This is a genomic window from Pseudalgibacter alginicilyticus, from assembly GCF_001310225.1.
Taxonomy (GTDB): Bacteria; Bacteroidota; Bacteroidia; order Flavobacteriales; family Flavobacteriaceae; genus Pseudalgibacter; species Pseudalgibacter alginicilyticus.
Genome location: NZ_CP012898.1, coordinates 1,374,542 through 1,398,489, shown reverse-complemented (window position 1 = coordinate 1,398,489; position 23,948 = coordinate 1,374,542). Strand labels below are relative to the sequence as shown.

19 protein-coding genes, 1 other RNA gene and 1 pseudogene are annotated in these 23,948 nt (G+C 29.6%); 11 read left to right on the top strand and 10 right to left on the bottom strand.

What is annotated here, in order from left to right; all coding sequences use genetic code 11:
• Positions 1–15 precede the first annotated feature (15 nt).
• Both APS56_RS05820 and ssrA read right to left on the bottom strand, forming a co-directional pair.
• Positions 16–1,893 carry a glycoside hydrolase family 13 protein gene (locus APS56_RS05820; RefSeq protein ID WP_054725896.1) on the bottom strand — a complete coding sequence of 626 codons (1,878 nt, stop codon included), beginning with the start codon at positions 1,891–1,893 and terminating at the stop codon, positions 16–18.
• 136 nt (positions 1,894–2,029) lie between these two features.
• Positions 2,030–2,424, bottom strand: a transfer-messenger RNA (tmRNA) gene (gene ssrA, locus APS56_RS16740).
• 475 nt (positions 2,425–2,899) lie between these two features.
• On the opposite strand from ssrA, the gene APS56_RS05815 reads away from it, so the two are divergent.
• The gene (locus APS56_RS05815; protein WP_054725893.1) at positions 2,900–3,685 is read left to right on the top strand and encodes an SDR family NAD(P)-dependent oxidoreductase; all 786 of its coding nucleotides are present in this window, start codon (positions 2,900–2,902) and stop codon (positions 3,683–3,685) included.
• 420 nt (positions 3,686–4,105) lie between these two features.
• Here the strand turns inward: APS56_RS05815 and APS56_RS17145 are convergent.
• Both APS56_RS17145 and APS56_RS17240 read right to left on the bottom strand, forming a co-directional pair.
• Positions 4,106–4,216, bottom strand: a pseudogene (locus APS56_RS17145) (transcriptional regulator); the annotation flags it as partial.
• 100 nt (positions 4,217–4,316) lie between these two features.
• Entirely contained in the window at positions 4,317–4,538 is a 222-nt protein-coding gene (locus tag APS56_RS17240) for a hypothetical protein (protein WP_349267882.1), read from the bottom strand.
• Between the two features lie 203 nt (positions 4,539–4,741).
• Here APS56_RS17240 and APS56_RS05800 point away from each other — a divergent pair, with 203 nt between their 5' ends.
• Positions 4,742–5,110 carry a DUF1801 domain-containing protein gene (locus tag APS56_RS05800; protein ID WP_054725887.1) on the top strand — a complete coding sequence of 123 codons (369 nt, stop codon included), beginning with the start codon at positions 4,742–4,744 and terminating at the stop codon, positions 5,108–5,110.
• 9 nt (positions 5,111–5,119) lie between these two features.
• Here the strand turns inward: APS56_RS05800 and kdsA are convergent, their stop codons facing one another.
• Positions 5,120–5,938, bottom strand: a complete 819-nt coding sequence (kdsA, locus tag APS56_RS05795) for a 3-deoxy-8-phosphooctulonate synthase (RefSeq protein WP_054725885.1) — start codon at positions 5,936–5,938, stop codon at positions 5,120–5,122.
• A gap of 33 nt (positions 5,939–5,971) precedes the next feature.
• Complete coding sequence (locus APS56_RS05790; protein ID WP_054725883.1) at positions 5,972–6,319, bottom strand: hypothetical protein; 348 nt, start codon at positions 6,317–6,319, stop codon at positions 5,972–5,974.
• Between the two features lie 181 nt (positions 6,320–6,500).
• Here APS56_RS05790 and typA point away from each other — a divergent pair, with 181 nt between their 5' ends.
• The 6 genes from typA to APS56_RS05760 all read left to right on the top strand — a co-directional run bounded on the left by typA (position 6,501) and on the right by APS56_RS05760 (position 15,180).
• Positions 6,501–8,300: a translational GTPase TypA gene (gene typA / locus APS56_RS05785; protein WP_054725880.1), complete on the top strand. Its 1,800-nt coding sequence runs from the start codon at positions 6,501–6,503 to the stop codon at positions 8,298–8,300.
• A gap of 376 nt (positions 8,301–8,676) precedes the next feature.
• On the top strand, positions 8,677–9,981 hold the full coding sequence (locus APS56_RS05780; RefSeq protein ID WP_054725877.1) for an O-antigen translocase: 1,305 nt from the start codon (positions 8,677–8,679) through the stop codon (positions 9,979–9,981).
• 939 nt (positions 9,982–10,920) lie between these two features.
• Entirely contained in the window at positions 10,921–11,814 is an 894-nt protein-coding gene (locus APS56_RS05775; RefSeq protein ID WP_157757614.1) for a hypothetical protein, read from the top strand.
• A complete protein-coding gene (locus APS56_RS05770; RefSeq protein WP_054725871.1) occupies positions 11,811–12,758 on the top strand; it encodes a hypothetical protein in 948 nt (315 codons plus the stop codon). Before APS56_RS05775 ends, APS56_RS05770 begins: the two co-directional genes overlap by 4 nt.
• Entirely contained in the window at positions 12,751–13,854 is a 1,104-nt protein-coding gene (locus APS56_RS05765; RefSeq protein WP_054725868.1) for a DegT/DnrJ/EryC1/StrS family aminotransferase, read from the top strand. Before APS56_RS05770 ends, APS56_RS05765 begins: the two co-directional genes overlap by 8 nt.
• Positions 13,855–13,884: 30 nt before the next feature.
• On the top strand, positions 13,885–15,180 hold the full coding sequence (locus APS56_RS05760) for an O-antigen translocase (protein WP_236778467.1): 1,296 nt from the start codon (positions 13,885–13,887) through the stop codon (positions 15,178–15,180).
• Positions 15,181–15,182: 2 nt separating this feature from the next.
• Here the strand turns inward: APS56_RS05760 and APS56_RS05755 are convergent, their stop codons facing one another.
• On the bottom strand, positions 15,183–16,322 hold the full coding sequence (locus APS56_RS05755) for a glycosyltransferase (protein WP_054725862.1): 1,140 nt from the start codon (positions 16,320–16,322) through the stop codon (positions 15,183–15,185).
• Positions 16,323–16,503: 181 nt separating this feature from the next.
• Between APS56_RS05755 and APS56_RS05750 the strand changes: the two genes are divergently transcribed.
• Together APS56_RS05750 and APS56_RS05745 are read left to right on the top strand one after the other, a co-directional pair.
• Positions 16,504–16,917: a sugar 3,4-ketoisomerase gene (locus APS56_RS05750; RefSeq protein ID WP_054725859.1), complete on the top strand. Its 414-nt coding sequence runs from the start codon at positions 16,504–16,506 to the stop codon at positions 16,915–16,917.
• 33 nt (positions 16,918–16,950) lie between these two features.
• Positions 16,951–18,030 carry a glycosyltransferase gene (locus tag APS56_RS05745; RefSeq protein WP_054725856.1) on the top strand — a complete coding sequence of 360 codons (1,080 nt, stop codon included), beginning with the start codon at positions 16,951–16,953 and terminating at the stop codon, positions 18,028–18,030.
• A gap of 101 nt (positions 18,031–18,131) precedes the next feature.
• Here APS56_RS05745 and APS56_RS05740 read toward each other — a convergent pair whose 3' ends face one another.
• The 3 genes from APS56_RS05740 to APS56_RS05730 are packed head-to-tail and all read right to left on the bottom strand — an operon-like array spanning position 18,132 to position 20,643.
• A complete protein-coding gene (locus APS56_RS05740) occupies positions 18,132–19,070 on the bottom strand; it encodes a glycosyltransferase family 2 protein (protein WP_054725852.1) in 939 nt (312 codons plus the stop codon).
• The gene (locus APS56_RS05735; RefSeq protein ID WP_054725849.1) at positions 19,067–19,957 is read right to left on the bottom strand and encodes a glycosyltransferase family 2 protein; all 891 of its coding nucleotides are present in this window, start codon (positions 19,955–19,957) and stop codon (positions 19,067–19,069) included. The genes APS56_RS05740 and APS56_RS05735 overlap by 4 nt, the downstream gene beginning before the upstream one ends.
• Positions 19,958–19,959: 2 nt before the next feature.
• A complete protein-coding gene (locus APS56_RS05730) occupies positions 19,960–20,643 on the bottom strand; it encodes a cell division ATP-binding protein FtsE (protein WP_054725846.1) in 684 nt (227 codons plus the stop codon).
• 226 nt (positions 20,644–20,869) lie between these two features.
• On the opposite strand from APS56_RS05730, the gene APS56_RS05725 reads away from it, so the two are divergent.
• Entirely contained in the window at positions 20,870–23,893 is a 3,024-nt protein-coding gene (locus tag APS56_RS05725; protein ID WP_054725843.1) for a tetratricopeptide repeat protein, read from the top strand.
• Positions 23,894–23,948: the final 55 nt, after the last annotated feature.

Below are 23,948 nucleotides of genomic sequence, written 5' to 3'. Positions count from 1 at the left end.
TTACCAAGTAGTGACTTACTTTAATTTAGTAGATAGAATGGTACTTCCTTTTTGGGTCAGGGTGATATTATTTCCCCAGAAAAACTGATAATTTGTTATTATGTTTTTAACGGCTCTACCTTTTAAACCGATTTCATTAAACCTTAATAAATTCAATTTAACTGGAGTATTATTTTTATTCATAATATGAATTACTATTTCATTGTTCAAGATTCTGAACAGTAAATAGATTCCGTTGTTGGGAGTGAAATGAATGGTTTTTCCTTTGTGAATAGCTTTACTGCTTTTTCTGTAATTTAAAAGCTTTTTAATATAGATTTGCATGTCTTTTTGAGTGTCAGTTAAACCTTTGCCAGTAAATGCATTAACATTATCATTACTCCAGCCGCCGGGGAAATCGGAACGAATAAGTCCGTGATTTCCAGGGTTATCAAAATCATTCATTAAAATTTCAGTGCCATAATATATTTGTGGAATACGTGGCAATACACATAGGTAGCTGATAGCCATTTTAGTATGGGCAACATCTCCGTTAAGTTGCGTAAAGATGCGACTCATATCATGATTGTCAGGAAAAACTACAATATCTTTTGGGTTTACATAAGCAAAATCATTAGCTAAAGCCTTGTATATTTCAATAAAGCCAGAGTCCCAAGATTCTTCTTGATTTAGACTACTCACAATTTTTTCTTGCATAGCAAAATCCATTGGAGATTTTAAATTAGAATTGTAACCATCTCTATTTGGATTGCCTTGTTGCCAATATGCAATTAATAATGGGTTGTTGGTCCATTCTTCTCCAACTATACTAAAGTTTGGGTATTCGTTCATGATGTCTCCAGCCCAACGACTCATAAAATTTTTATCAGGATACGAGTATGTGTCTTGACGAATACCTCCTAAATTGGCAGTTTCAATCCACCAAATACTATTTTGAATGGTATATTTTGCCATAAATGGATTGCGTTGATTTAAATCAGGCATTGCTGAAACAAACCAACCTTCACTCATATCATTTTTATCGATTTCAGATGCATAAATATCTTGATTAGTGGTTCGTCTATGGCTTGTAATAATACCTTTGCTGTCATCCCAATTATCCTTGTTTTTTATGTAATTTTCTTGATGATTTATCCAATTTTTAAATGGTAAATCTTTCATCCACCAATGCTCTAAACCACAATGATTGACCACCTGGTCCATTATTAATTTCATACCTTTTTCAGACATTTTAAGTGATAATGTTTTGTAATCTTCTAAACAGCCAAAACGAGGGTCGATTTGATAAAAATTGGTTATAGCATACCCATGATAAGAGCTTTGATACATATCATTTGTAAGCAATGGGGTGGGCCAAATAGCAGTAAAACCTAAATCTTCAATATAGTTTAAATGATTGATAATGCCTAATATGTCTCCTCCATGTCTTGAATTGTTGTTGTTTCTGTCTATGGTTTTTTCATTTAGAATTTCAATAATATCATTATTAGGGTTTCCATTAGCAAATCTATCAGGTGTAATTAAGTAAATAGCATCACTACTATCAAAACCAATATAGTCTTCTGAAGGTTTTTCTCTTGATTTTAATTCATATGTATGTATTAAATCTTCTTTTTTATCTTGTTTGAAAATAATATTAAATTTCCCAGCTTTGGTTAATTCAGAAATAACCAAATCTATGAATAGGTAGTTAGGGCTATCAGCAAGATGTACTTTTTCAATGGAAACACCTTCATGAAAAATAACAGGAGTCCTTTCTGAAATATTTGAATGATGTACCAAAAGTTGTAGCGTCTGGTTCTTAAAACCTATCCACCAATTTAGAGGTTCAATAATTGAAATATCATACCTTTCAATTATTGAAGTATTTTTGGCAACTTCATCTGTTGTCATATTGTTTTGTTTTTATGATATAAATTTAAAGTATATATATTCATATGTTCAATTGGAATGTAAATGTATTGTTATGTTTATTTTTCTGGATAATAGTAAAATAAAAAAAACCTGTAAATTGTTTGTTTACAGGTTTTTGTGGAGTCGGAGAGAATCGAACTCTCGTCCAAACAAGTAACCAAAGAGCTTTCTACACGTTTATTCTTTTCTTGAGTTTTCGATTAAAAGCTGGTTAAAGACAACCCACTTTTAACTTAGCTTCTTAAGTTTCGTAAAAGCAACAAAGCACTGCTTAAACTATATTGACATTTACGATGCCTCAAAATGGAACGCCGTCAATCAAGGCTTTCCGGAGACATAAAGCTTGTACACCTTGTGTACCGAGGCTAATTCTACTATAATTCGAATTATGCAGCTAAAGCGTAGTTATTCTCGCCGTTTAAAGTTTGATTTAGTCTTTTAGGTGTTTCAAAATCATTACACCACGTGCTTACCGTTCAATTAATCTCGCTGTCAAAACCAGTCGACCCCAATATTTTAATGAATAGTATTTATTACTTTAATTGTTATCAAATTTATACAAAAAAATGAGCGTTTTCTAACCCTTAGACTATACTCAGGGTTAAATAGCCGGCTTTTTGGTATATCCTTGTTCTTTTCTTTAGCTAAACTTAACTATTAATAAAAGGATATTACTTCTGCGATAAATTCGGGGAGCAAAGTTACCAATAAAGTTTGTATTAGCTTTCAAACTCATATATAAATTCAAAATTTATGCCAAAGCTATCATTGTCAGTAAGCAATTTTTTAAGAATAAAACAAAGGTTCCATATGAATTATAATAAAAGTCCGTCACTTCCTTTTTAAAATAGTTAAAAAAGATGTTATTTTGCAACCATTCAAAATCTATCAAAGAATAAATAGTACATATTAAGTATGTCTTCCAGATTGCAAAAACCGAGAAAGATGAAAACCTATCATTTAATTTTTTTAATAATAAACCAAGATGTCTAAAAATGCTTTAGTAACCGGAGCAGCTTCTGGTTTGGGTCTTGAGTTATCGTTATTGTTAGCAAAAGATGATTATAATCTTATATTAGTTGATGTTGATGCTACTAATTTAGAAGTGGCAAAAAAAGAGATTTTAAAAGTAAATAAAACTGAAATAACACTCATCGTAAAAGATTTAAGCGAACCTACTGCTGCGCAAGATGTTTTCAATCATATTAGCAACGTTTCTATAGATGTTTTAGTAAATAATGCTGGTTTTGGATTGTTCGGAAAGTTTTCGGAAACGAATTGGGAACGCGAAATGCAAATGTTGCAGTTGCATGTCATAACAGCGACCCATTTAATAAAACTTATAATCGTGGGTATGTTAGAGCGAAATTCGGGTAAAATTTTAAATTTATCATCTTTGGCAGGTTTTCAGCCAGGTCCTTTAATGTCTATTTATTATGCATCAAAGGCTTATATGTTGTCGTTTTCTCAAGCTATTTCTAATGAGTTAAAAGGAACCGGGGTATCGGCTACTGTATTATGTCCAGGGCCTACAAAAACATCGTTTCAAGAAGTGGTGTCAGGGAGTAGTTCATCAGATAATAAAATAGCATTTAACATGGCATGTGCAAAAGAAGTTGCTGCCTTTGGTTATAAGGCCATGCATAATGGGAAAATAGTGGCTGTACCAGGGGCTTTTAATAAGTTTTTAGCTGGTTTACCAAGAGTTTTAAGTAGAAATAGAGCAGCGTCAATTGTCAGGAAATTACAAGAAAAAAATAGGGATTTATAATTAGCTTTTTTTTATTATAAAAAATCAGAGACATCTATAAAATAGGCTAGTAGCTCGTGTTGTGTTTATCTGGTAGTTGATAACTATAGAAAGGTGTTATTTTTTAAGACTAAACAGATTTATTTTAAATATTACATAGTTATTAAGGGTATAGCTTATCCAAATAAGTAATATTGGCAAAATAGGAAATATAAACTGATTGTAAGACGATAGTAAGCTGATACCACCTATATACACAACAGAAAAAAGAGCCATTAATATTATGGCTATATCAAATTGTTTGAATTTGACAATATTTATAAAGATTGAAAGTAATAAACCTATTACTAAAAGTGCATGAGGTAGAATATAAAATAATGGCCGGTTTGTAGGTTGTTGATTTGTATGGGGGTAGTCAAAAAAAATACGACCTAAATTAGATAACTCTTTCAACATATTAAAATTGGTATACTCGTTCACCATCAGAATTGACATTATGCCTAATCTAATACGATGATCAAAAACTTTATTTATGTTTGTTATTGTACTCACTTTTTAATTCAAAATAGGTGTATGTAAATGGTTCGTTATATTTAAAATGCATCCAGGTTCCATAAATAATGTGCATAATACCAAAAGCTATAACCCACAGCTAGAATCCATATCCTGGAAGTAATGTGGCAATTAAGCCTAAAACAATTTCTATGTAACCTAAATATCTAATATTGCCAATGCTATATTTAGAAGCGTTAACTAATGCTAATCCATAAAAAATAAGCATCAAACCACCTGTTTGTCCATATTCCCCATTACTTAAAATTATCAAAATATACAGTCCTCCAGCTATTAAAGGAATTAAGAAATTGATGACCAAACGTTTGGAAGTGTTATCCCAAATTTTAGCTTCGTTTTTTTGCTTTTTGGGTCGTTAAAATCACACCAGTAACAATGCTTAAAAGAGACACAAGTGCTAAGATTAGGATGACTAATCGAAATATTTGTCCATCTAAAATTAATATACCGTTACTGTAAGTTGTAACCAGCCAATATACTACAGCCACACTCATTAATGCATAAGTGCCTGCGAGTATTCCGGATAAGCCACTCAATGAAATAAAACGAGATGATTTATTGCATTTGCAAATGATTATTGAGCAAGCTTTACTAAATGCAGAGTTGTTGTTTAAATGGAAAACGCCTTTTTTTTATGTAGATAAACGACCTATTTGCTATTTAAATCAAACGAAGGATTATGTAGATGTCGGTTTTTGGAATGCCACTCACTTAACCGTTTTTCAGGAGTTTATGACAGCGGATGGACGCAAAATGATAAAGTCTTTACGGTATGAATCTATAGAAGCCATAAATGACGATGTATTAACAGCTGTCGTTAAAGAAACATATGAAATCAGGGAAAAAAATTCTGGAAATAGGTTTTTTTATTGAAAATACTTATTACAGGGATTGAATTGTTTTTCTAATGGCAACCAAATTTGTTAATAATTTTTCTAAATTATCTAGATGCAACATATTAGCCCCATCACTTTTTGCATTGGCTGGGTCAAAATGAGTTTCTATGAATAATCCATCTACATTGTTAACAATTCCTGCACGAGCAATAGTTTCAATCATATCGGGTCTACCACCTGTAACACCTGCCGTTTGATTGGGTTGTTGTAAAGAATGTGTAACATCTAAAATAGTAGGAGCATATTGTCGCATGGTTGGTATGCCACGAAAATCAACTATCATATCTTGATAGCCAAACATGGTGCCTCTATCGGTTATCCAAGCTTTATCACTACCCGCGTCTTTTACTTTTTGTACGGCGTGCTTCATGGCTTCTGGACTCATAAATTGCCCTTTTTTCAAGTTGACAACTTTACCAGTTTTTGCAGCAGCCACTACCAAATCGGTTTGACGCACCAAAAAAGCGGGAATTTGTAATACATCAACATATTGGGCAGCTAAGTGCGCATCACTAATTTCATGGATATCTGTCACCGTAGGGACATCAAAAGTTTCAGAAACCTTTCTTAAAATTTTTAAAGCATTTTCATCACCAATACCCGTAAAACTATCAATTCTACTTCGGTTTGCTTTTTTAAAACTTCCTTTAAATATATATGGAATTTCTAATTTGTTAGTGATAGTAACCACTTTCTCAGCAATTTTAAGAGCCATATCTTCACCTTCAATAGCACAAGGGCCACACAAAAGAAAAAAATTATTTGAATTGGTGTTTTTTATTTTCGGAATGTCTTGAAGCGTCATAGCTTTTATGATTTTAAGACGCAAAGTTACATATTAAATATTTTCTTTTAAACTATTTCTTATCATCCATAAAGCCATTATAAAACTTACAATAGCAAAAATTACAACTTGCTTTCCAATATTAGAAAATGAAATGATATTAAAAAAATTAGATAGCCAGGCCAGTATCATATAAGATGATAGACATACAAAGGAAATGCCTAAAATAAAATTCAATTTTTTATTAGGTTTTATAAGTTGCCATAAAAATGGAATACCAAATAATAAAATAGGATAAGCAGTAATGCCTTCGCTTCTGTTAACCACAGTAAACCAATAGGCAACTATAGAGAGAAAATATAAATAAGGTATAAATTTGGTGTTGCTATTAATAACTTTCATTGTATTTGATTTAAAGAAAATGATATTAAAACATTTATGTTTCTATATATATTTAACGAGAGTTAATTAATAAAAGTTTTTAACAAAGTGTATTATAACATATTATTAACTAAAAAATGAAATAAAATCTATGTTTTTTTAAAATATGCGTACATTTGCACGCTAAAAAAAAGCATTATATATGGCTAATATCAAAAACATTGCAATTATTGCTCACGTTGACCACGGAAAAACAACTTTGGTTGATAAGATTATGTACCACTGTCAATTATTCCGTGAAAATGAAAATACTGGTGATTTAATACTTGATAATAATGATTTGGAGCGAGAAAGAGGTATTACCATTACTTCTAAAAACGTATCTGTAATTTATAAAGACACAAAAATTAATATTATTGATACACCTGGTCACGCCGATTTTGGAGGTGAAGTAGAGCGTGTTTTGAATATGGCAGATGGTGTATTGTTATTAGTTGATGCTTTTGAAGGTCCAATGCCACAAACACGTTTTGTATTACAAAAGGCAATTGATTTAGGTTTGAAACCATGCGTGGTAGTAAATAAAGTAGATAAAGAGAACTGTACGCCAGATGAGGTGCACGAAAAAGTTTTCGATTTAATGTTTGAATTAGGTGCAGAGGAGTGGCAATTAGATTTTCCAACGGTTTATGGTTCTGCTAAGAATAACTGGATGAGTGATGATTGGAAAAACCAAACCGAAAATATTGAGCCATTATTAGATATGGTTATTGAGCATATTCCTGAACCAAAAATAGAAACAGGAACAACACAAATGTTAATTACCTCTTTAGACTTTTCTTCATTTACAGGGCGAATTGCTATTGGGCGTTTAACTCGTGGAGAACTAAAAGTTGGACAAAATATTTCTTTGGTAAAAAGGGATGGTTCAATAGTTAAAAATAAAATTAAAGAACTTCACGTTTTTGAAGGTTTAGGTCGTTTAAAAGTAGAAGAAGTTCAAACTGGAGATATTTGTGCTATTGTTGGTTTAGAAGGTTTTGAAATTGGTGATACTGTTGCTGATTGGGAAAATCCTGAAGGTTTAAAAACCATTGCAATTGACGAACCAACGATGAGTATGCTATTTACCATTAACGATTCACCATTTTTTGGTAAGGACGGAAAATTTGTAACGTCTCGTCACATAAAAGATCGTTTAAAAAAGGAATTAGAAAAGAATTTAGCACTTCGTGTTGAAGAAACAGACAGTGCTGATAAATTTATGGTGTTTGGTCGTGGTGTATTGCATTTATCAGTTTTAATTGAAACCATGCGCCGTGAAGGGTATGAACTTCAAATAGGGCAACCACAGGTAATCATTAAAGAAATTGATGGCGTAAAATGTGAGCCTGTAGAGGAAATGACCATTGATTTGCCAGAAACAGTATCTGGGAAAGCTATTGAAATGGTAACTTTGCGTAAAGGAGAAATGTTAAGTATGGAAGCCAAAGGAGATCGAATGGTTTGTGAATTTATTGTGCCTTCTAGAGGTATTATTGGATTAAGAAACCAATTGTTAACGGCTACTGCAGGTGAAGCTATAATGGCTCATCGTTTCAAAGAATATCAACCTTTAAAAGGAGGGATTCCTGAACGTCAAAATGGTTCTTTAGTGTCTATGGAAAAAGGGCAAGCCATTCCTTATTCTATTGATAAATTACAAGATAGAGGTAAGTTTTTTGTAGATCCAGGTGAAGATATTTATGAAGGTCAAGTTATTGGTGAAAACTCTCGTGGTGATGATATGACCGTTAACGTAACTAAAACTAAAAAATTGAGTAATGTACGTTCTTCTGGAGCTGATGATAAGGCTAAAATTGTACCTGCTATTAAGTTTTCATTGGAAGAAGCTTTAGAGTATATTCAAAAGGATGAGTATGTTGAGGTTACTCCTAATTTTTTACGTTTACGTAAAATTTATTTAACTGAAGTTGAGCGTAAGCGAAACAAATCAATATAGTTAAGTGGAATTCCTTGGAATTTCAGTTATAGAATGGATTGGGTATGCCGCTATGGCAACCGTTTTAATTTCATTCTTAATGGCATCAATAATCAAATTACGAATAGTAAACTCCGTTGGGAGTTTACTATTTGTGTTTTATGGCTTTTTACTTCAGCCCATTTCAAAACCTGTTATTATTACAAACATAATAATAGCTTGTATAAACCTTTATTATTTGTTGAAATACAAAAATAAAAGTTAACTATTAAAGCAATATTTTTAGATTTAGCAATCTAGATACTATTATTAGTATCAAAACGTTAGATGATTTGTATATTTGGATTGTTCATATAATAAAAAATAGTATTCATAATAAAAGAGGGAAATTTTAAAATTGAAAAAACTATTAGACTATATAAATAATCACGTGTTGGTTAAAGTTACGTCATTAAAAACGGCAGCTGTATTTACACGTATGATTGCTGGTTTATTAACATCAAAAGCCATAGCCATTTTTATAGGAGCAGAAGGCATGGCATTAATTGGAAACCTTCGAAACTTTACAAAAGCGTTTCAAAATATTGCTATAATTGGGTTTTATGATGGTTTTGTAAAACACATTGCTGAGTTTAAAGATGATGTAGTTAAGTTAAGTAAATCTGTTTCTACCGTTTTTTACGTTGGTTTTATTGCAACTATTTTAGTTTCCATATTCTGTTATTTTAAAGCAGAATTTATAAATGATATTATATTTCCTACTTATAACGATTATGCATATGTTATAAGGGTTTTTGCTATTGTATTACCATTTTTTTCTTTGAATATGTTTTCATTCGCTATTATGAATGGCTTTTCAAAGTATAAAATCCTGATTATAATAAATATAATTGGTCAAATTTTAGGGGTTTTTATCACATTACTTTTAATTTATCAGAATAAAATTGAAGGTGCACTTATATCTGTTGTTATTGCTGAATCTTTAATGTTCTTAATTACATTGGTAGGTATTATAAATAGACGTAGTTTGGTGCCTTTAATTAAAGTATCTCAAATTAGTTTTAGCTATTTAAAGAGTATGCGAACACATTCAGTAATGGCCTTGTTTTCAGCCATTATTTTACCATTGGTAGCATTAGCTATTCGTTCGTATATTATTGATGAAATAGGTTATAAAGAAGCTGGTTTTTGGGAGGCCATGACAAGAATATCTCATTATTATTTAATGTTAGTAAGCTCTTTAATAGCTCTTTATATCTTACCAAGACTTACAGAAATTGACAGTGTTATAGAGTTTAGAAAAGAAGTTTTTGGTTTTTATAAAGCGGTTGTACCTGTATTTGGAATTGGATTATTGCTTATCTATTTATCAAAATCGATTATTGTATCTATTGTTTTTTCAAGTGAGTTTGAGTCAGTTGAAGATTTGTTTTTATGGCAACTTTTGGGTGATTTTGTTAAAGTGTTGTCTATTGTAATTGCTTATCAGTTTTTAGCAAAAAAAATGTTTTGGCATTATATTATTACTGAAACATTTTTGGTTGTGATTTTATATTTAACAAGTATTTTTTTTATTGATTTATATGGTGTAGAAGGTGCTGTTATAGGTCATTTTGTAAGTTACCTAATGTACTATGCAGTCATTTTGTTAATTTTTGGGAGCTCGCTTTTTGGAGTAGATATTGATAAGATTGAAAAATAATTTTATATCTGAAATTATACTCAGGCAATATCTTTCTTTTTACATGTATTTTGATTACAGTTGTTTTTGAGTTTTAATGTGAAATTTATTTACATTAAATAAGTGAGCTACTTAATCTGGTTATTTAATTCTATTGATTTTACAATATTTTCACCAATAGTTTCTATACCCTTCAAATAATGAGTTTACTATAGATACTTGCAAGGATAAAATTAAAATTATAAAATATTTTATAATTTTAATAGCTTTAATTAACTAAAAACTTTACTTTTCCTTGTTTTTCTACATTTACGAGCGGTTTTTTGGAGTCGGTGGCAAAATTATTATTATCAAGTTGGGTCAGAGATTATGTTTATTTTTATTAGGAGGTTTAAAAGTAAATATAGGGTTAACTGTTAGAATTGTATAATAGTTTTTTTGTAGGAGGGTTTTGATATGGAGCTAATGGGTGTTTTATAGTTTGGCGTTTATTGCATGCTTTTTGCTTTTTATGGTCATTGCTTTTTAAAATAAATAGAAAGTATGCTAATAATGTCGCTCATGAAAAATTAGTGCCATCCTTATAAAGGTAGATTTAATAGCTTTAACTTTTCTGTATTACTGTTTTTTTCTTAAACTATCTTTAAATTCAAAATTTTAATCATACTATTCATTATTTGTCTAAAATCTTATCAAGTTCATTGTATTTAGTACTTAACTTTGGAACAGATTAGATGCAATTATATTAGTAATTATGATAATCTTTTTTCAATGACAGAATGGTTAGGCAGGGAAAATGTTTTTGCTATTGAAAAAAATCAAGTCATTGGAAACTGAGTTATAAATGTGGGGCATTATGTACTTATATTCTGTATCTTTCATTTTCAAGTAAAACAATAACAGTTTATTTATTTTGTGTTTTAAATGATAAAATTTAGTAAAAAATTAGTTTTCTTTTTAATGCCAATTTTAATAGCTGGCTTAGTAATAGAAATATTATTAAGAAATATACCTAATGATTATATCAAAAAAGCAAATCGGTTGGCTGAATATTCAAAAGATATAGAAACATTAATTATAGGAAATTCACATTGTTTATATGGCATTAATCCAGATTATTTAGATTCCAATGGGTATAATTTAAGTAATGTGTCTCAGTCTTTAGATATAGATTATGAAATTTTAAAAAAACATGGCTCAGATTTAATTAACTTAAAAACAGTGGTATTAAATCTATCATATTTTTCATTGTTTGAACAATTAAAAAAAACGAATGAACATTGGAGGTTAAAGGATTATAATATCTATTTTGGATTGCAATTAGATTTTAAACCAATACACCAATCAGAACTTTTAAGCGTAGCATTTAAAACAAATCTCAAGCGAATTTATGAGTATTATATTCAAGATAAAAACATGATAAATACAAGTAATTTAGGTTGGGGTACTAATGCGAAATCAAGTAACAACATGAAAGATCTTCATAGTATTGGCATTGCAGTAGCTAAAAAGCATACAATTAATGGGCAAGAGTTATATGAAGAAAATGTAGATTATCTTAAAAGGATTATTACCTATTGTCATAACAGAAATATTAAGGTTCTGTTAGTAACTACTCCGGTTTATAAAAGTTACTTTTCTAATTTAGACAAGAAGCAATTGAATACTACCATTGCGGTTGGAGAACAAATGGAGTCTAATTATATTAATTGTTATTATTATAATTTATTAAATAGCTTTAAGTTTACTGACGATGATTTTTTTGATAGCGATCATCTTAATGAAAAAGGTGCAGAAAAGCTAACCTTTTTTCTAAATGAAGAAATACTTACTTTAGATGAAAATTTTAGATGAACTATAGGGTATTAAAATATGAAAAAGAATTTTATAACGATTGGAATAATTTTATAGTAAATTCTAAAAATGGAACGTTTCTTTTTCATAGAGATTTTATGGAATATCATTCGGATAGATTTGAGGACTATTCATTAATGGTTTATAAAAAAGAAAAACTGATGGCTGTTTTACCCGCTAATATTATTGATAATAGTTTGTATTCCCACCAAGGTTTAACTTTCGGGGGAGTGATTTTACAAACAACATTAGCAACTCAAGATGTTTTTGTTGTTTTTGAAGAATTATGCGCTTTTTTAAAAGAAAAAAAAATTGACGAACTATATATAAATCAAATACCAGATATTTATTTTAAATCTCCTGCTTCTGAAATAGGCTATTTGTTGGCTAATAAAGCAGAATTGGTAAAAAGAGAAATGGTGTTAGCAATAGACTATGCCAAACCATTAACCATACATAAAACTAAACTTAAACATTTTAGAAAAGCAAGTAATATAAATTTAGAAATAAAGGAAAGTTCTAATTTTTTACCGTTTTGGACCGAAGTTTTAGAACCAAGATTAATGCAAAAGCATCATGTAAAACCAGTCCATAATTTATTAGAAATTGAATATTTAAACAAACATTTCCCGAAAAATATTAAACAATTTGATGTTTATTTAGGAAGTAAAATATTAGCAGGGATAACAGTTTTTGAGAATGAGTATATTGTGAAATCACAATATGGTGCAACCACAAAAGAAGGTGAAAAACAAAGAGCATTAGACTACTTGTTTCTATCACTAATATACAAATATAAAAAAGAAGGGAAGCTCTTTTTTTCTATGGGAACGGTATTAGAAAATAATATTAAAGGATATAATGAAGGGCTGTTGAAGCAAAAAGAAGAGTTGGGTTGCAAAGTTTATTTACAAGATTTTTTTAAGTTAAAATTGAATGATTAAGTTTCTTGATTTATATAAAATAAACAATCGTTTTCAAGATGAGTTTCGTCTAAAATTTAAAGAGTTTTTAGAATCGGGACATTATATATTAGGCCATCAAGTTGAAACTTTTGAACAGCGTTTTGCTCATTATTGTGGTACAAAATATTGTATTGGAACCAGTAATGGTTTGGATGCACTTATATTGGTTTTTAGTGCTTATCTTGAGTTGGGTGTGTTGAAAAAAGGAGATGAAGTTCTTGTGCCTGCTAACACTTTTATTGCGAGCGTTATTGCTATTGAGAAATCAGGGTTAAAGCCAGTATTGGTCGAGCCTGATGTTAATACTTATAATATTTCATATTTAGAAATTAAAAAACAAGCAACACCAAATACCAAAGCCATTTTAGTAGTACATCTTTACGGTTGTATTGCAGATATGGAACCGATAAGTGCTTTTGCTAAAAAAAATGATTTGATTGTTATAGAAGATGCAGCTCAAGCTCATGGAGCAGTAAATACATTAGATTTAAAAGCAGGAAATCTTGCAGATGCGGCAGCATTTAGTTTTTATCCTAGCAAAAATTTGGGGGCATTGGGTGATGCAGGAGCTATTACTACCAATAATGAAGATTTAAAAAATGTAATTATTAAACTCCGTAATTATGGGGCATCTAAGAAATATGTCTTTGATTTGATTGGAAATAATAATAGATTAGACGAAATCCAAGCCGCATTTTTAAATATTAAACTCAATTATTTAGACGCTGATAATGACACACGTCGAGAGATTGCTAGTTATTATCTTTCAAATATTAATAACAGACGGGTAAAACTGCCTTATTACAATTATTCTAAAGGACATGTGTTTTATGCTTTTGTGATTCAAGTTGATAATAGAGAAGCTTTTACAAATTATTTACATGAAAATAATGTAGAAACTCTCATTCATTACCCCATTGCACCTCATAAACAAGACGCTTTTAAGCATTTAAGTATAAAATCATTTCCTATAACAGAAGCCATGCAGCATAAGATTGTTAGCCTGCCAATAAGCCCAGTAATGGCTCAATCTGATATTGAAAAAGTTGTCAGAGTAGTAAATCAATTTAAATAATATATAGTTTGATCTAAAAGGATAGCCTCTGTGAAGTATTTGAGACATATTTTAAGAAATAATTTGTTATTAAAAATAACGTCTTTAAACGCCGTTGTGATTGCTGTTAGGTTAATAATTTCATTAGGGGTTCAAAGAATATTGGCTGTTGCCGTTGGTGAAGTGGGGATAGCCAAAATAGGGCAGGTAAGGAATTTAATCCAAATAATTACAAGTACTTCTTCTTTAGGTGTTTTTAATGGTGTTGTTAAATATGTTTCAGAATATAAAGAAAATCAGCATCGTCTTCAGAATTTGTTCTCAACTACTTTCGTTTTTGTTATAATAGGCTCTACTATCTCATCATTAGTCTTGCTTTTTTTAGCGTCATGGATTACTATTGAATTGTTTGGAGATTTAGAGTTTCTTAATATCACTCGATTATTGGCATTATTACCTGTTGTTATTGGATTAAATAGAGTGTTTTATGGGGTTATAAATGGCTTGTCTGAATACAAAAAATATGCAAAAATTGACTTGTTTAGTTATGTGTTTTCAATTGTATTTCTTTTAATAGGTTTGTATTATTATGAGCTAAAAGGTGTTCTGTTTTCAATAGTTCTTACACCTTTAATTCAGTTAGGAATTATTTTTTACGTATTCGGATCTATTCTTAAAAAGAATATTAAAGTAAAAAAACTCGCTTTTAAAACTCCTTATGCAAAAGAAATTTTAGCATTTACCTTAATGTCTATTGTTTCAATAGGATTATTAAATTATATCGAGTTAGACATTCGGACCATGATTACAAAAAAATTGAATATTAATGAAGCAGCTTATTGGACTGCTATGGGGTTTATATCCAAAAATTATATGACTTTTTCATCTGCTATATTTACATTATACGTCATTCCTAAATTTGCAACTATATACTCCGGATCTGTTTTTAAAAAGGAGATTATTAGTATCTATAAAACCATACTCCCTTTATTTGGTTTAGGTATGGTGTTGGTCTATTTGTTCAGAGATTTCATTATCGCTATAATTTATCCAGATTTCACAGGAATGGAACCATTGTTTAAATGGCAATTGTTGGGAGACTTTATTAAGTTGTTATCATTAGTGATTGCACATCAGTTTTTAGCAAAAAAGATGGTTAAAAGTTTTATTGTAACAGAATTATTGTCTCTTGGATTATTTTACTATTTGTCTAAATACTTAGTGGGGCAATATGGAGTAGAAGGTGTTGTAATGGCACATTTTTATAGATGTATTATTTATTTAGGAGTAATTATAGTGCCTGTGTGGTATTATTTTAGCAGTCAAAAAAAGGCATCTAAAAATTAGTTTTAGTTTTTCCATTTTTCAATGTAATTCTCAGCAACTGTAATGTAGTTGTGCTCTTTTTCAATAAAAATTCTCGCGTTTTTAGAAATCTCAATAATTTTTTCAGGATTCAAAATAAGCCATTCTAATTTTTCTGCAATTTTTTTTTCATCGGGTAAGGCATTTATAGCTACGGTATCTTCTTGCAAGTTGTAATATTCTAACCATTCTTGTTCTGCTCCTGTAAAAACTACTTTGCCTTTTGCCATAGCTTCTAAAGCATTGTAGCCTTGGTCGTAACCATATACCTGATCTAATAAAATATGACTTTCGTTATATAAAGTTATATATTCTTTATACGGAATATCTTTTGTTGTAACTATATTTACTTTTTCTGGATATTTATTCTGGATGATTTTTAATGCAGATTCAAAATGAGAACTACCTTTTTTATAAGCATTTTCAGTATTTATGCCATGAAAAATATTAATCCTATCTGTTATTTGTAATGGGATAAAATCAAGATTTTCAATATTTATTGGATTAGGGATAAGCCCTAAATATTTGGGATGGTTTTTTAATGGCAAATGATAATCCATATCTGATGCTAAAACACCATTTATATTTTGATATAAAAATTTGTGGAGCTCATAATTCGGTTTTGATAGATATCTCAGAATATGATTATATTTTTTTTTTAATTTATTGTTTTCATGCAAAGGTGTTAATATAGAATATCTCGGTTTTTTATCATTTGCATATTTTACACTTACATAATCCGTACCACAGGATAAAAGGAATAATTTTTTGTTTTGTTTTTTAAGCTTTTTTAGAAACCATTTTTCAATTTTATAAAAGGTTTTTATACAATCTTCATTAATAAGTTGAACAACATCAAAATCTTTAAGTTTTGGTAGAATTCTATAAAACTTATAAGCGACTTCTATTTTAGATAAATCAATTTTAAATATTCTATAAAACACTTTTATAAAAAAAAACAAAAAAGGGATTTCTTTCGATTTTGCTGAAATATCAATATCAATAGGGTAATTTTTAAAGCCATCACCAGAACCTATTAAAAGTGTGTTGTGCCCATTTTTAATCAAGCCTTCTTTTAATGAATTATGGAGTCTACTATATTCTCCTATCAATAAAATTTTCATGTTTTTTAGGAATTAATTTACAAATAAATCTTTTTAAATGATACTAAGTCAAATAATGACTTATAATTGAATTAGTTTAATGCAATATACGCCATTTGAATATTTATTATTTATTTTAGAGGTCGTCAATGCTTAAAAAAAGCAAGACTTCTTATAGTGATTATTATAAACCAAGAATAGTATGGATTCTACCATTAAAGATTGTATGATTATTGACATACCAAAAATTGAAGATCAAAGAGGGAACCTGTCAGTTATAGAAAAAGATATCATTCCATATGAAATTAAACGAGTTTATTATTTATATGATGTGCCTAGTGGTTCTTTTCGAGGTGGTCATGCTCACAAGAATTTAACTCAATTTTTAATAGCATTAAGCGGAAGTTTTGATATCCATCTAAATAATGGAAAAGAAACAAAAACAGTAAATTTAAATAGACCTAATAAAGGTCTGCTTATTCCCTCTGGAACTTGGAGAGAAATTGATAATTTTTCATCAGGTGCCGTATGTTTGGTTTTAGCTTCTGATGTTTTTGATGAAGCTGATTATATAAGAGATTTTGATGATTTTATAAGTTACAAAAACCTAAAATAATACGCTATTGTGCTTTAATTGTAAATTTATCAAATGAAAAAAATTTGTGTTATCACAACATCGTTAGCAAAAGGCGGCGCAGAAAGATCTACTGCTATACTTACGCAGATGCTTTTTAAACTTCAATACGAAATTCATGTTGTAACTACGAAAAACGATATAGATTATGAGTTTTCAGGAACCTTATTTAATTTAGAGAGAAAATTTGGTGCTGATTTGTCTAATCTCAAAAAAATGATGGTTTTGCGAAGCTATTTCAAAAAGCATAATTTTGATATTATTATAGATAATCGTACAAGACCTGTTTTCATTAAAGAATATATTTTGCATAATTTTGTGTTTAAGGCAAAAAGAAAAATTTTCGTGGTACGAAGTTTTTATTTGAATTATTATTTTCCTGAGAATAAATTTCTTGCAAGGTTATTGTACAAAAACAAATCAGAACTTGTCACGGTAAGTAAAGAAATTAAGGATGCTATAGCTAAAAAATATAATTTAACTGATAGTACCTTAATATATAATGCTACAGGAATTGATGCGATTATTGAAAAGTCTAATGAAAAAATAGACTTAAACGAAGACTATGTTTTATGGTATGGACGTATTGAGGAAAATGTCAAAAATTTGACACTTCTTTTAAATGCTTATAAAAAATCAACTTTACCAAGTAATAATATTAAGTTATATATTGTGGGGGAAGGAAAAGATGAAGGTGTTTTAAATAAAAAAGTAAAAGACTTGGATCTTGAAGAAAAAATAAAGCATATCTCTTTTTTAAAAAACCCGTTTCCATATGTTAAAAAGGCAAAATTCACAGTTTTAACAAGTTATTTTGAAGGTTTTCCAAGGGTTTTAATTGAGTCTTTAATTTGTGGAACCCCTGTTGTTTCAGTAGATTGTAAATCGGGGCCCAAAGAAATTATTAAACATGAATATAATGGGTTGTTGGTAGACAATTATAATGTGGAAGCTTTAGCAATCGCTTTTAATAGTTTTATTGATAACCAATCACTTTATATAAAGTGCAAAAATAATGCTAAAATGAGTGTAAATAAGTTTAGCATTGAAAACATAGCTAAAGATTGGCAGCAATTCTTGAAACATGAAATGTGAGTTGAAGTTTTCTACCTATTTTATGTAATAAAATCATAGGAACAAGCAAAGAATATAATGTGTTTTTTTTAGTGTTAATTGAATATAAATAACAACAATATTTATTTAAAGGCACTAAAATAAATATTGTTTTTGATTGAAAACTGTTGAAATTGCCTGGCTAATTTCAATAAGAAAATTGGAGAGTTTAGGAGTATTCTTTGTTTCCAGTTGAGGTTCTTGTAGTCTATTTCAAGTTTTACTTTTTTGTAAATACTTTTTTCTTTATTTAGTTTACATCGCAACCCGAGAGCATATCGATTAATATCCATATAAAGTTTTAAAGATGGATTTTCTTTTTCTTCTTTGTAGTAATGATTAATAAAGCGATATCTAATTTCGTTAATTTCTTGTTTTGAAAGACTATTATTAACATGAAAATTATATGCCATCGTAATTATTGGATTGAAGCTTATTTTGTATTTTAAAGCAAAACGAACCCATAAATCCAAGTCTTCTGCTATTTCAAATTCAGGGTTGTACCCTCCAATGGTTTTAAATGAAGATTTTAAAAAAGCAACAGACGATGAGGTAGCAATAAAATTGATGATGTTTGCTCGAAAAAAATCTTCAATGATTAAGCATTCTTGTTTATATTCAAAATTAAATGAAGCAGGTTTTGTAAATTCATTATGGTGTTTTACTTCATAATTATTACAGTATAATCCAGCGTCTGGAAACAAGTTTATTTGTTTTTGTAACTCTTTCAAATGGTTGGGATGCCATAAATCATCAGCATCTAAAAGAGCAATAAATTTTCCTGTAGACATCTCAATGCCATTGTTTCTTGTTATGGCTGCTCCTTTATTTTTTTGTTGAAAAACATGAATGCGTGGGTCTTTTATTTTTGAGGCTATATTAAAACTTTCATCCGTACTCCCATCATCTATAACAATAACTTCAAAATCAGTATGAGTCTGATTTATAATACTTAGCAATGTGTTGTAAATGTAGCTTTCCTTATTGTAAAGCGGGATTATTATAGAGAAAAAAGGGATCATTTTTTTAAATTAATATTACAAAAATAGGTTAATCTAAAAACATTGAATACAAATAAAGAGGGATGTTTTGAAGTTAATTGTAACCTATAATAGGGTTTGGTAATACGGTAAAAATAAGCTAATAGGTAGTTGAGTTTTAAAAGTTTTAATTTATTAAATACTTTTAAAAACGTTATGAAATTGGAGTCAACCAAATTTGTTTTGTAAATGCTATTTAGGTTATTTAAAGACTTCTTTGTTTTAGATAAAAACACCTCGTTAAAATCTACATCACCATGTAAAATGGGATTGTCGATATGTAAAACACTTAATTTAAGTTTGTTTATTTTGTATGCAAAAACGGTGTCTTCATGCCCATAATTAACAATACTTTTTTCAAATTTTATGTTATTAAATATCGTTTTTTTTATCAATGTATTATTAAATAACACACATTTATATGTGTTTTTTTTTCGAACTGATGCGGGTAAATCTTCAACATATACGCCATATTTCCAACGTAATTTCCTGTTAGATTCTACATTTTTAGGGTGAACTCTTCCACCGTAAACAACATCGGTATTTTTATTAATAGCTTCTAAATAATTTGTAATAAAAAAATCATCAATTATAATTGAGTCTCCGTCAATAAATAAAAGATAATCAAACTTAGAGGCTTGAGCCAATACATTCCTGTTATTGCTTAGTCCAACATTGTTTTCTGCAGCTATAAATTGACTGTTGGTTAACGTGTTTATTTTTTCATTTTTATGATTTAAAATGGAATTTGAACCATCATCAATACAAATTATTTCAAATTGAATGCCAGATTTGACCGCTAAATTTTCAATTTGGACAGCTAAAGGATATGTGTTATAATTATATGTGGGTATTAATATAGATAGCATAATTATCCTTTCCGTTGCACAACCTCATAAACCTGATTCTCATCACACTTAAGTGTTTTGCTTGGGTATTTTAATAAAAGCGCATAATCATGTGTAGCCATTAAAATAGTATTGCCATTTTTGTTGATTTGTTGCAGCACTTCCATAACCTCTACACTGGTTTGTGGGTCTAAATTACCAGTAGGCTCATCGGCAAGTATGAGTTCAGGGTCGTTTAATAAAGCGCGGGCAATAGCAATACGTTGTTGCTCGCCTCCAGAAAGTTCGTGTGGATATTTAAATCCTTTGGTTTTCATGCCAACTTTGGTTAAAACTTCTTCAACTCTGGTAGCCATTTCCTTTTTGTCTTTCCAGCCTGTGGCTTTCAAAACAAATAGTAAATTATCATTAATTGTTCTGTCAATTAATAATTTAAAATCTTGAAAAACAACACCTAATTTTCGTCTTAAAAACGGAATGTCTTTTTCCTTTAAATTTTTTAAATTGTATTCTACAATATGTCCTTCACCTTCTGTTAATGATAAATCGCCATAAAGAATTTTCATTAAACTACTTTTTCCAGAACCGGTTTTTCCAATTAAATACACAAAATCTCCTTTGTTGACTTCAATATTGACATTGGAAAGGACCAAGCTATCTCCTTGATAAATAGAGGCATCTTTTAATTGTAAAATAGGAGTGGACATAATATTTAAGCTGTTTTTAAAGTATTGTAAAAGTATTATTTAAAAGTTGAAAGTTAAAAGTTAAACGCAAAAAGTTTGAATTCATGGGTTAAATACATTTAATAGCTTTTTGTGAGCTTCAATTTTTTACGATATTAATAACCTTGTTTATAATTATAGCACGATTATTGCGTTATAGATTTCATATTGAATTACCTTTGATTTTTAAATTAAAAACGAATCATTTATGATTTTTAAGAATATAGTTTATTTATTGATTACTGCTGCTTTTAGTCTTCAAATTACTGCACAGCAAACAGCATCTTACACCAACGATTTAGTTGATTATCAAAAAGCATTGTTGCTATATAACAATCAGCAATATCAAGCATCACAAACGTTATTCACGCATGTTAAAAAAACTGCTAAAGATGAAGTTTTACTGTCTGATTGCGATTATTATATTGCTAATTGTGCCGTACGTTTAAACCAACAAAATGCAGATAGATTGGTGACTAATTTTGTTGAAAATCACCCAACAAGTACCAAGCGAAATACGGCTTATGTGGATGTAGCAGATTATTATTTTGTAAACGGGAAATATTCGTATGCTAGAAAGTGGTATAACAAAGTAGATGAAAGTGCTTTAGGACGAAGCGAACTGAATAAATTTTATTTCAATAATGGCTATTCGGCGTTTTCAACAAAACAATATAATGATGCTAAAAAATATTTAAGTCGCGTAGAAAGCACCAAAGAATATGGATCGCAAGCCAAATATTATATCGGTTTTATGGCTTATGAAGGCGATGATTACGATGCGGCTAATGCATATTTTGAACAAGTAACAGATCAAGAGCGTTACAAAGAAAAGCTATCCTATTATCAAGCTGATTTAAACTTTAAATTAGGGAAATTTGAAAAAGCAATTGAGTTGGCTCAAACTCAAATTAAAAAAAGTGATGCCAATGAAGTGTCTGAACTTTCTAAAATTATTGGCGAAAGCTATTTTAATTTAGAACAATATGCTGAAGCCATACCATATTTAACTCAATATAAGGGGAAAAAAGGTAAGTGGAATAATACCGATTTTTATCAATTAGGTTATGCTTATTATAAGCAAGGCGATTATGAAAAAGCTATTTCCGAATTCAATAAAATTGTTGGAGGTAGAGATGCAACTGCTCAAAATGCCTATTATCATTTAGGCGAAAGTTATATCAATTTAAATAAAAAACAAGAAGCTTTAAATGCATTTAGAAATGCTTCGCAAATGGATTTTGATTTAAAAATTCAAGAAGATGCTTGGTTGAATTACGCTAAAATTAGTTATGAAATTGGAAACCCTTACCAATCGGTACCACAGGTATTAACAGCTTATTTAGATAAATATCCTAATACAAGCTATAAAGATGAAGTAGAAACGCTTTTAATCGATTCATACATCACTTCTAAAAATTATAAAGAAGCTTTAAGGTTATTAGAAGGTAAAAATAGTTTTGAAAATAAAGTTGCTTACCAAAAAGTAGCTTTTTACAGAGGCTTAGAACTTTATAACGACAATAATTTTCATGAAGCAGCAGATTTGTTTAATAAATCATTAAAAGAATCTAAAGACGCCAAGTTTACTTCTAGAGCCACTTTTTGGAAGGCAGAATCTGATTATAATGTTGCAAATTATGATGATGCTTTAATAGGATTTAAACAGTTTAAACAACAAGCACAATCAGCTTTAACACCAGAAATAGCGAATATTGATTATAATTTAGCATACACATATTTTAAACAAAAAAATTACCCAAAAGCAATTGAGCATTTTAATCAGTTTTTAAAAAACAGCAATGCAGAAGGTGTCAGATTGAACGATGCCTATTTGCGTTTGGCTGATGCACATTTTGTGACTAGTAATTATGATGAAGCCATTATTGCTTATGAGAATGCAATTAAAGCAGGCGAAATTGATGCTGATTATGCTTTTTTTCAAAAAGCCATTAGTGTGGGATATTTAGGAAATAGTTCTAAAAAAATATCAGAATTGGAGCAGTTTATTTCAAAATATCAAAAATCTAAACTTCGTGATGATGCCATGTATGAATTAGGGAATTCGTATGTAAAGGTTAATAATACTGAAAAAGCCATGCAGACCTACGAGCGTTTAAATACGGAGTATAGGATGAGTTCGTTTGTGCCAAAATCCTTATTACGTCAAGGGTTGGTATATTATAATGATAGTAAAAATGAAGTGGCATTAACCAAGTTTAAAAAAGTGGCGGGCGATTATCCTAATACACCAGAGGCTGTTCAAGCGGTGTCAACAGCACGTTTAATTTATATTGATTTGGGGCGTGTAAATGAATATGCTACGTGGGTAAAGTCGCTTGATTATGTGGATGTAACTGATGCAGATTTGGACAACGCAACTTATGAAGCTGCAGAAAAGCAATATTTAGAAAACAATACAGATAAAGCCATTAAACAATTTAATGGATATTTAAGTCAGTTTGCAAATGGATTACACGTATTACCAGCACATTTTTACTTAGCAAAAATGTACACTAATAAGGATTTAAGTGATAATGCAGCACCACACTATAAATACGTGGTGGAAGCTACCAGAAGCGAATTTACAGAGGAAGCTTTATTGAATTTAAGTCAGTTTTATTTAGTAAACAAAAATTGGAATACTGTATTACCGTTGTTAAAACGTTTGGAAGAAGAGGCTAATTTTCCTCAAAATGTGGTGTTTGCTCAATCCAATTTAATGAAAGCCAATTATCAGTTGGAGAATTATAGCGAAGCTGTTAGTTATGCTGAAAAAGTGCTGACTAATTCTAAGATTGATAACAAAATAAAGAGTGATGCAAATATTATTATTGCACGTTCGGCTATGAAAACGGGCAATGAAGCTAAGGCAAAAATAGCATATATCGAAGTAGAAAAAACAGCCACAGGTGAAATGGCTGCTGAAGCTTTATATTTTGATGCTTATTTTAAAAATAAAGATGGAAAGTTTGAAGCATCCAATACGGCAGTTCAAAAATTGGCTAAAGATTTTTCAGGATATAAGTACTATAGTGCAAAAGGATTGGTGTTGATGGCTAAGAATTTTTATGCTTTAAAAGATGCCTTTCAAGCTACCTATATTCTGGAAAGTGTTATTCAGAATTTTAAAGAATTTGATGAGGTGGTTTCCGAAGCACAAACAGAATTAAGTAAGATAAAAACTGAAGAAGCTAAAACAAATTCATCAATTACTACTGAAGAAAATTAAATTTATTATGTTGAGATCAGTCAAAGCCTCTTATACATTATTAATAACAAATCAT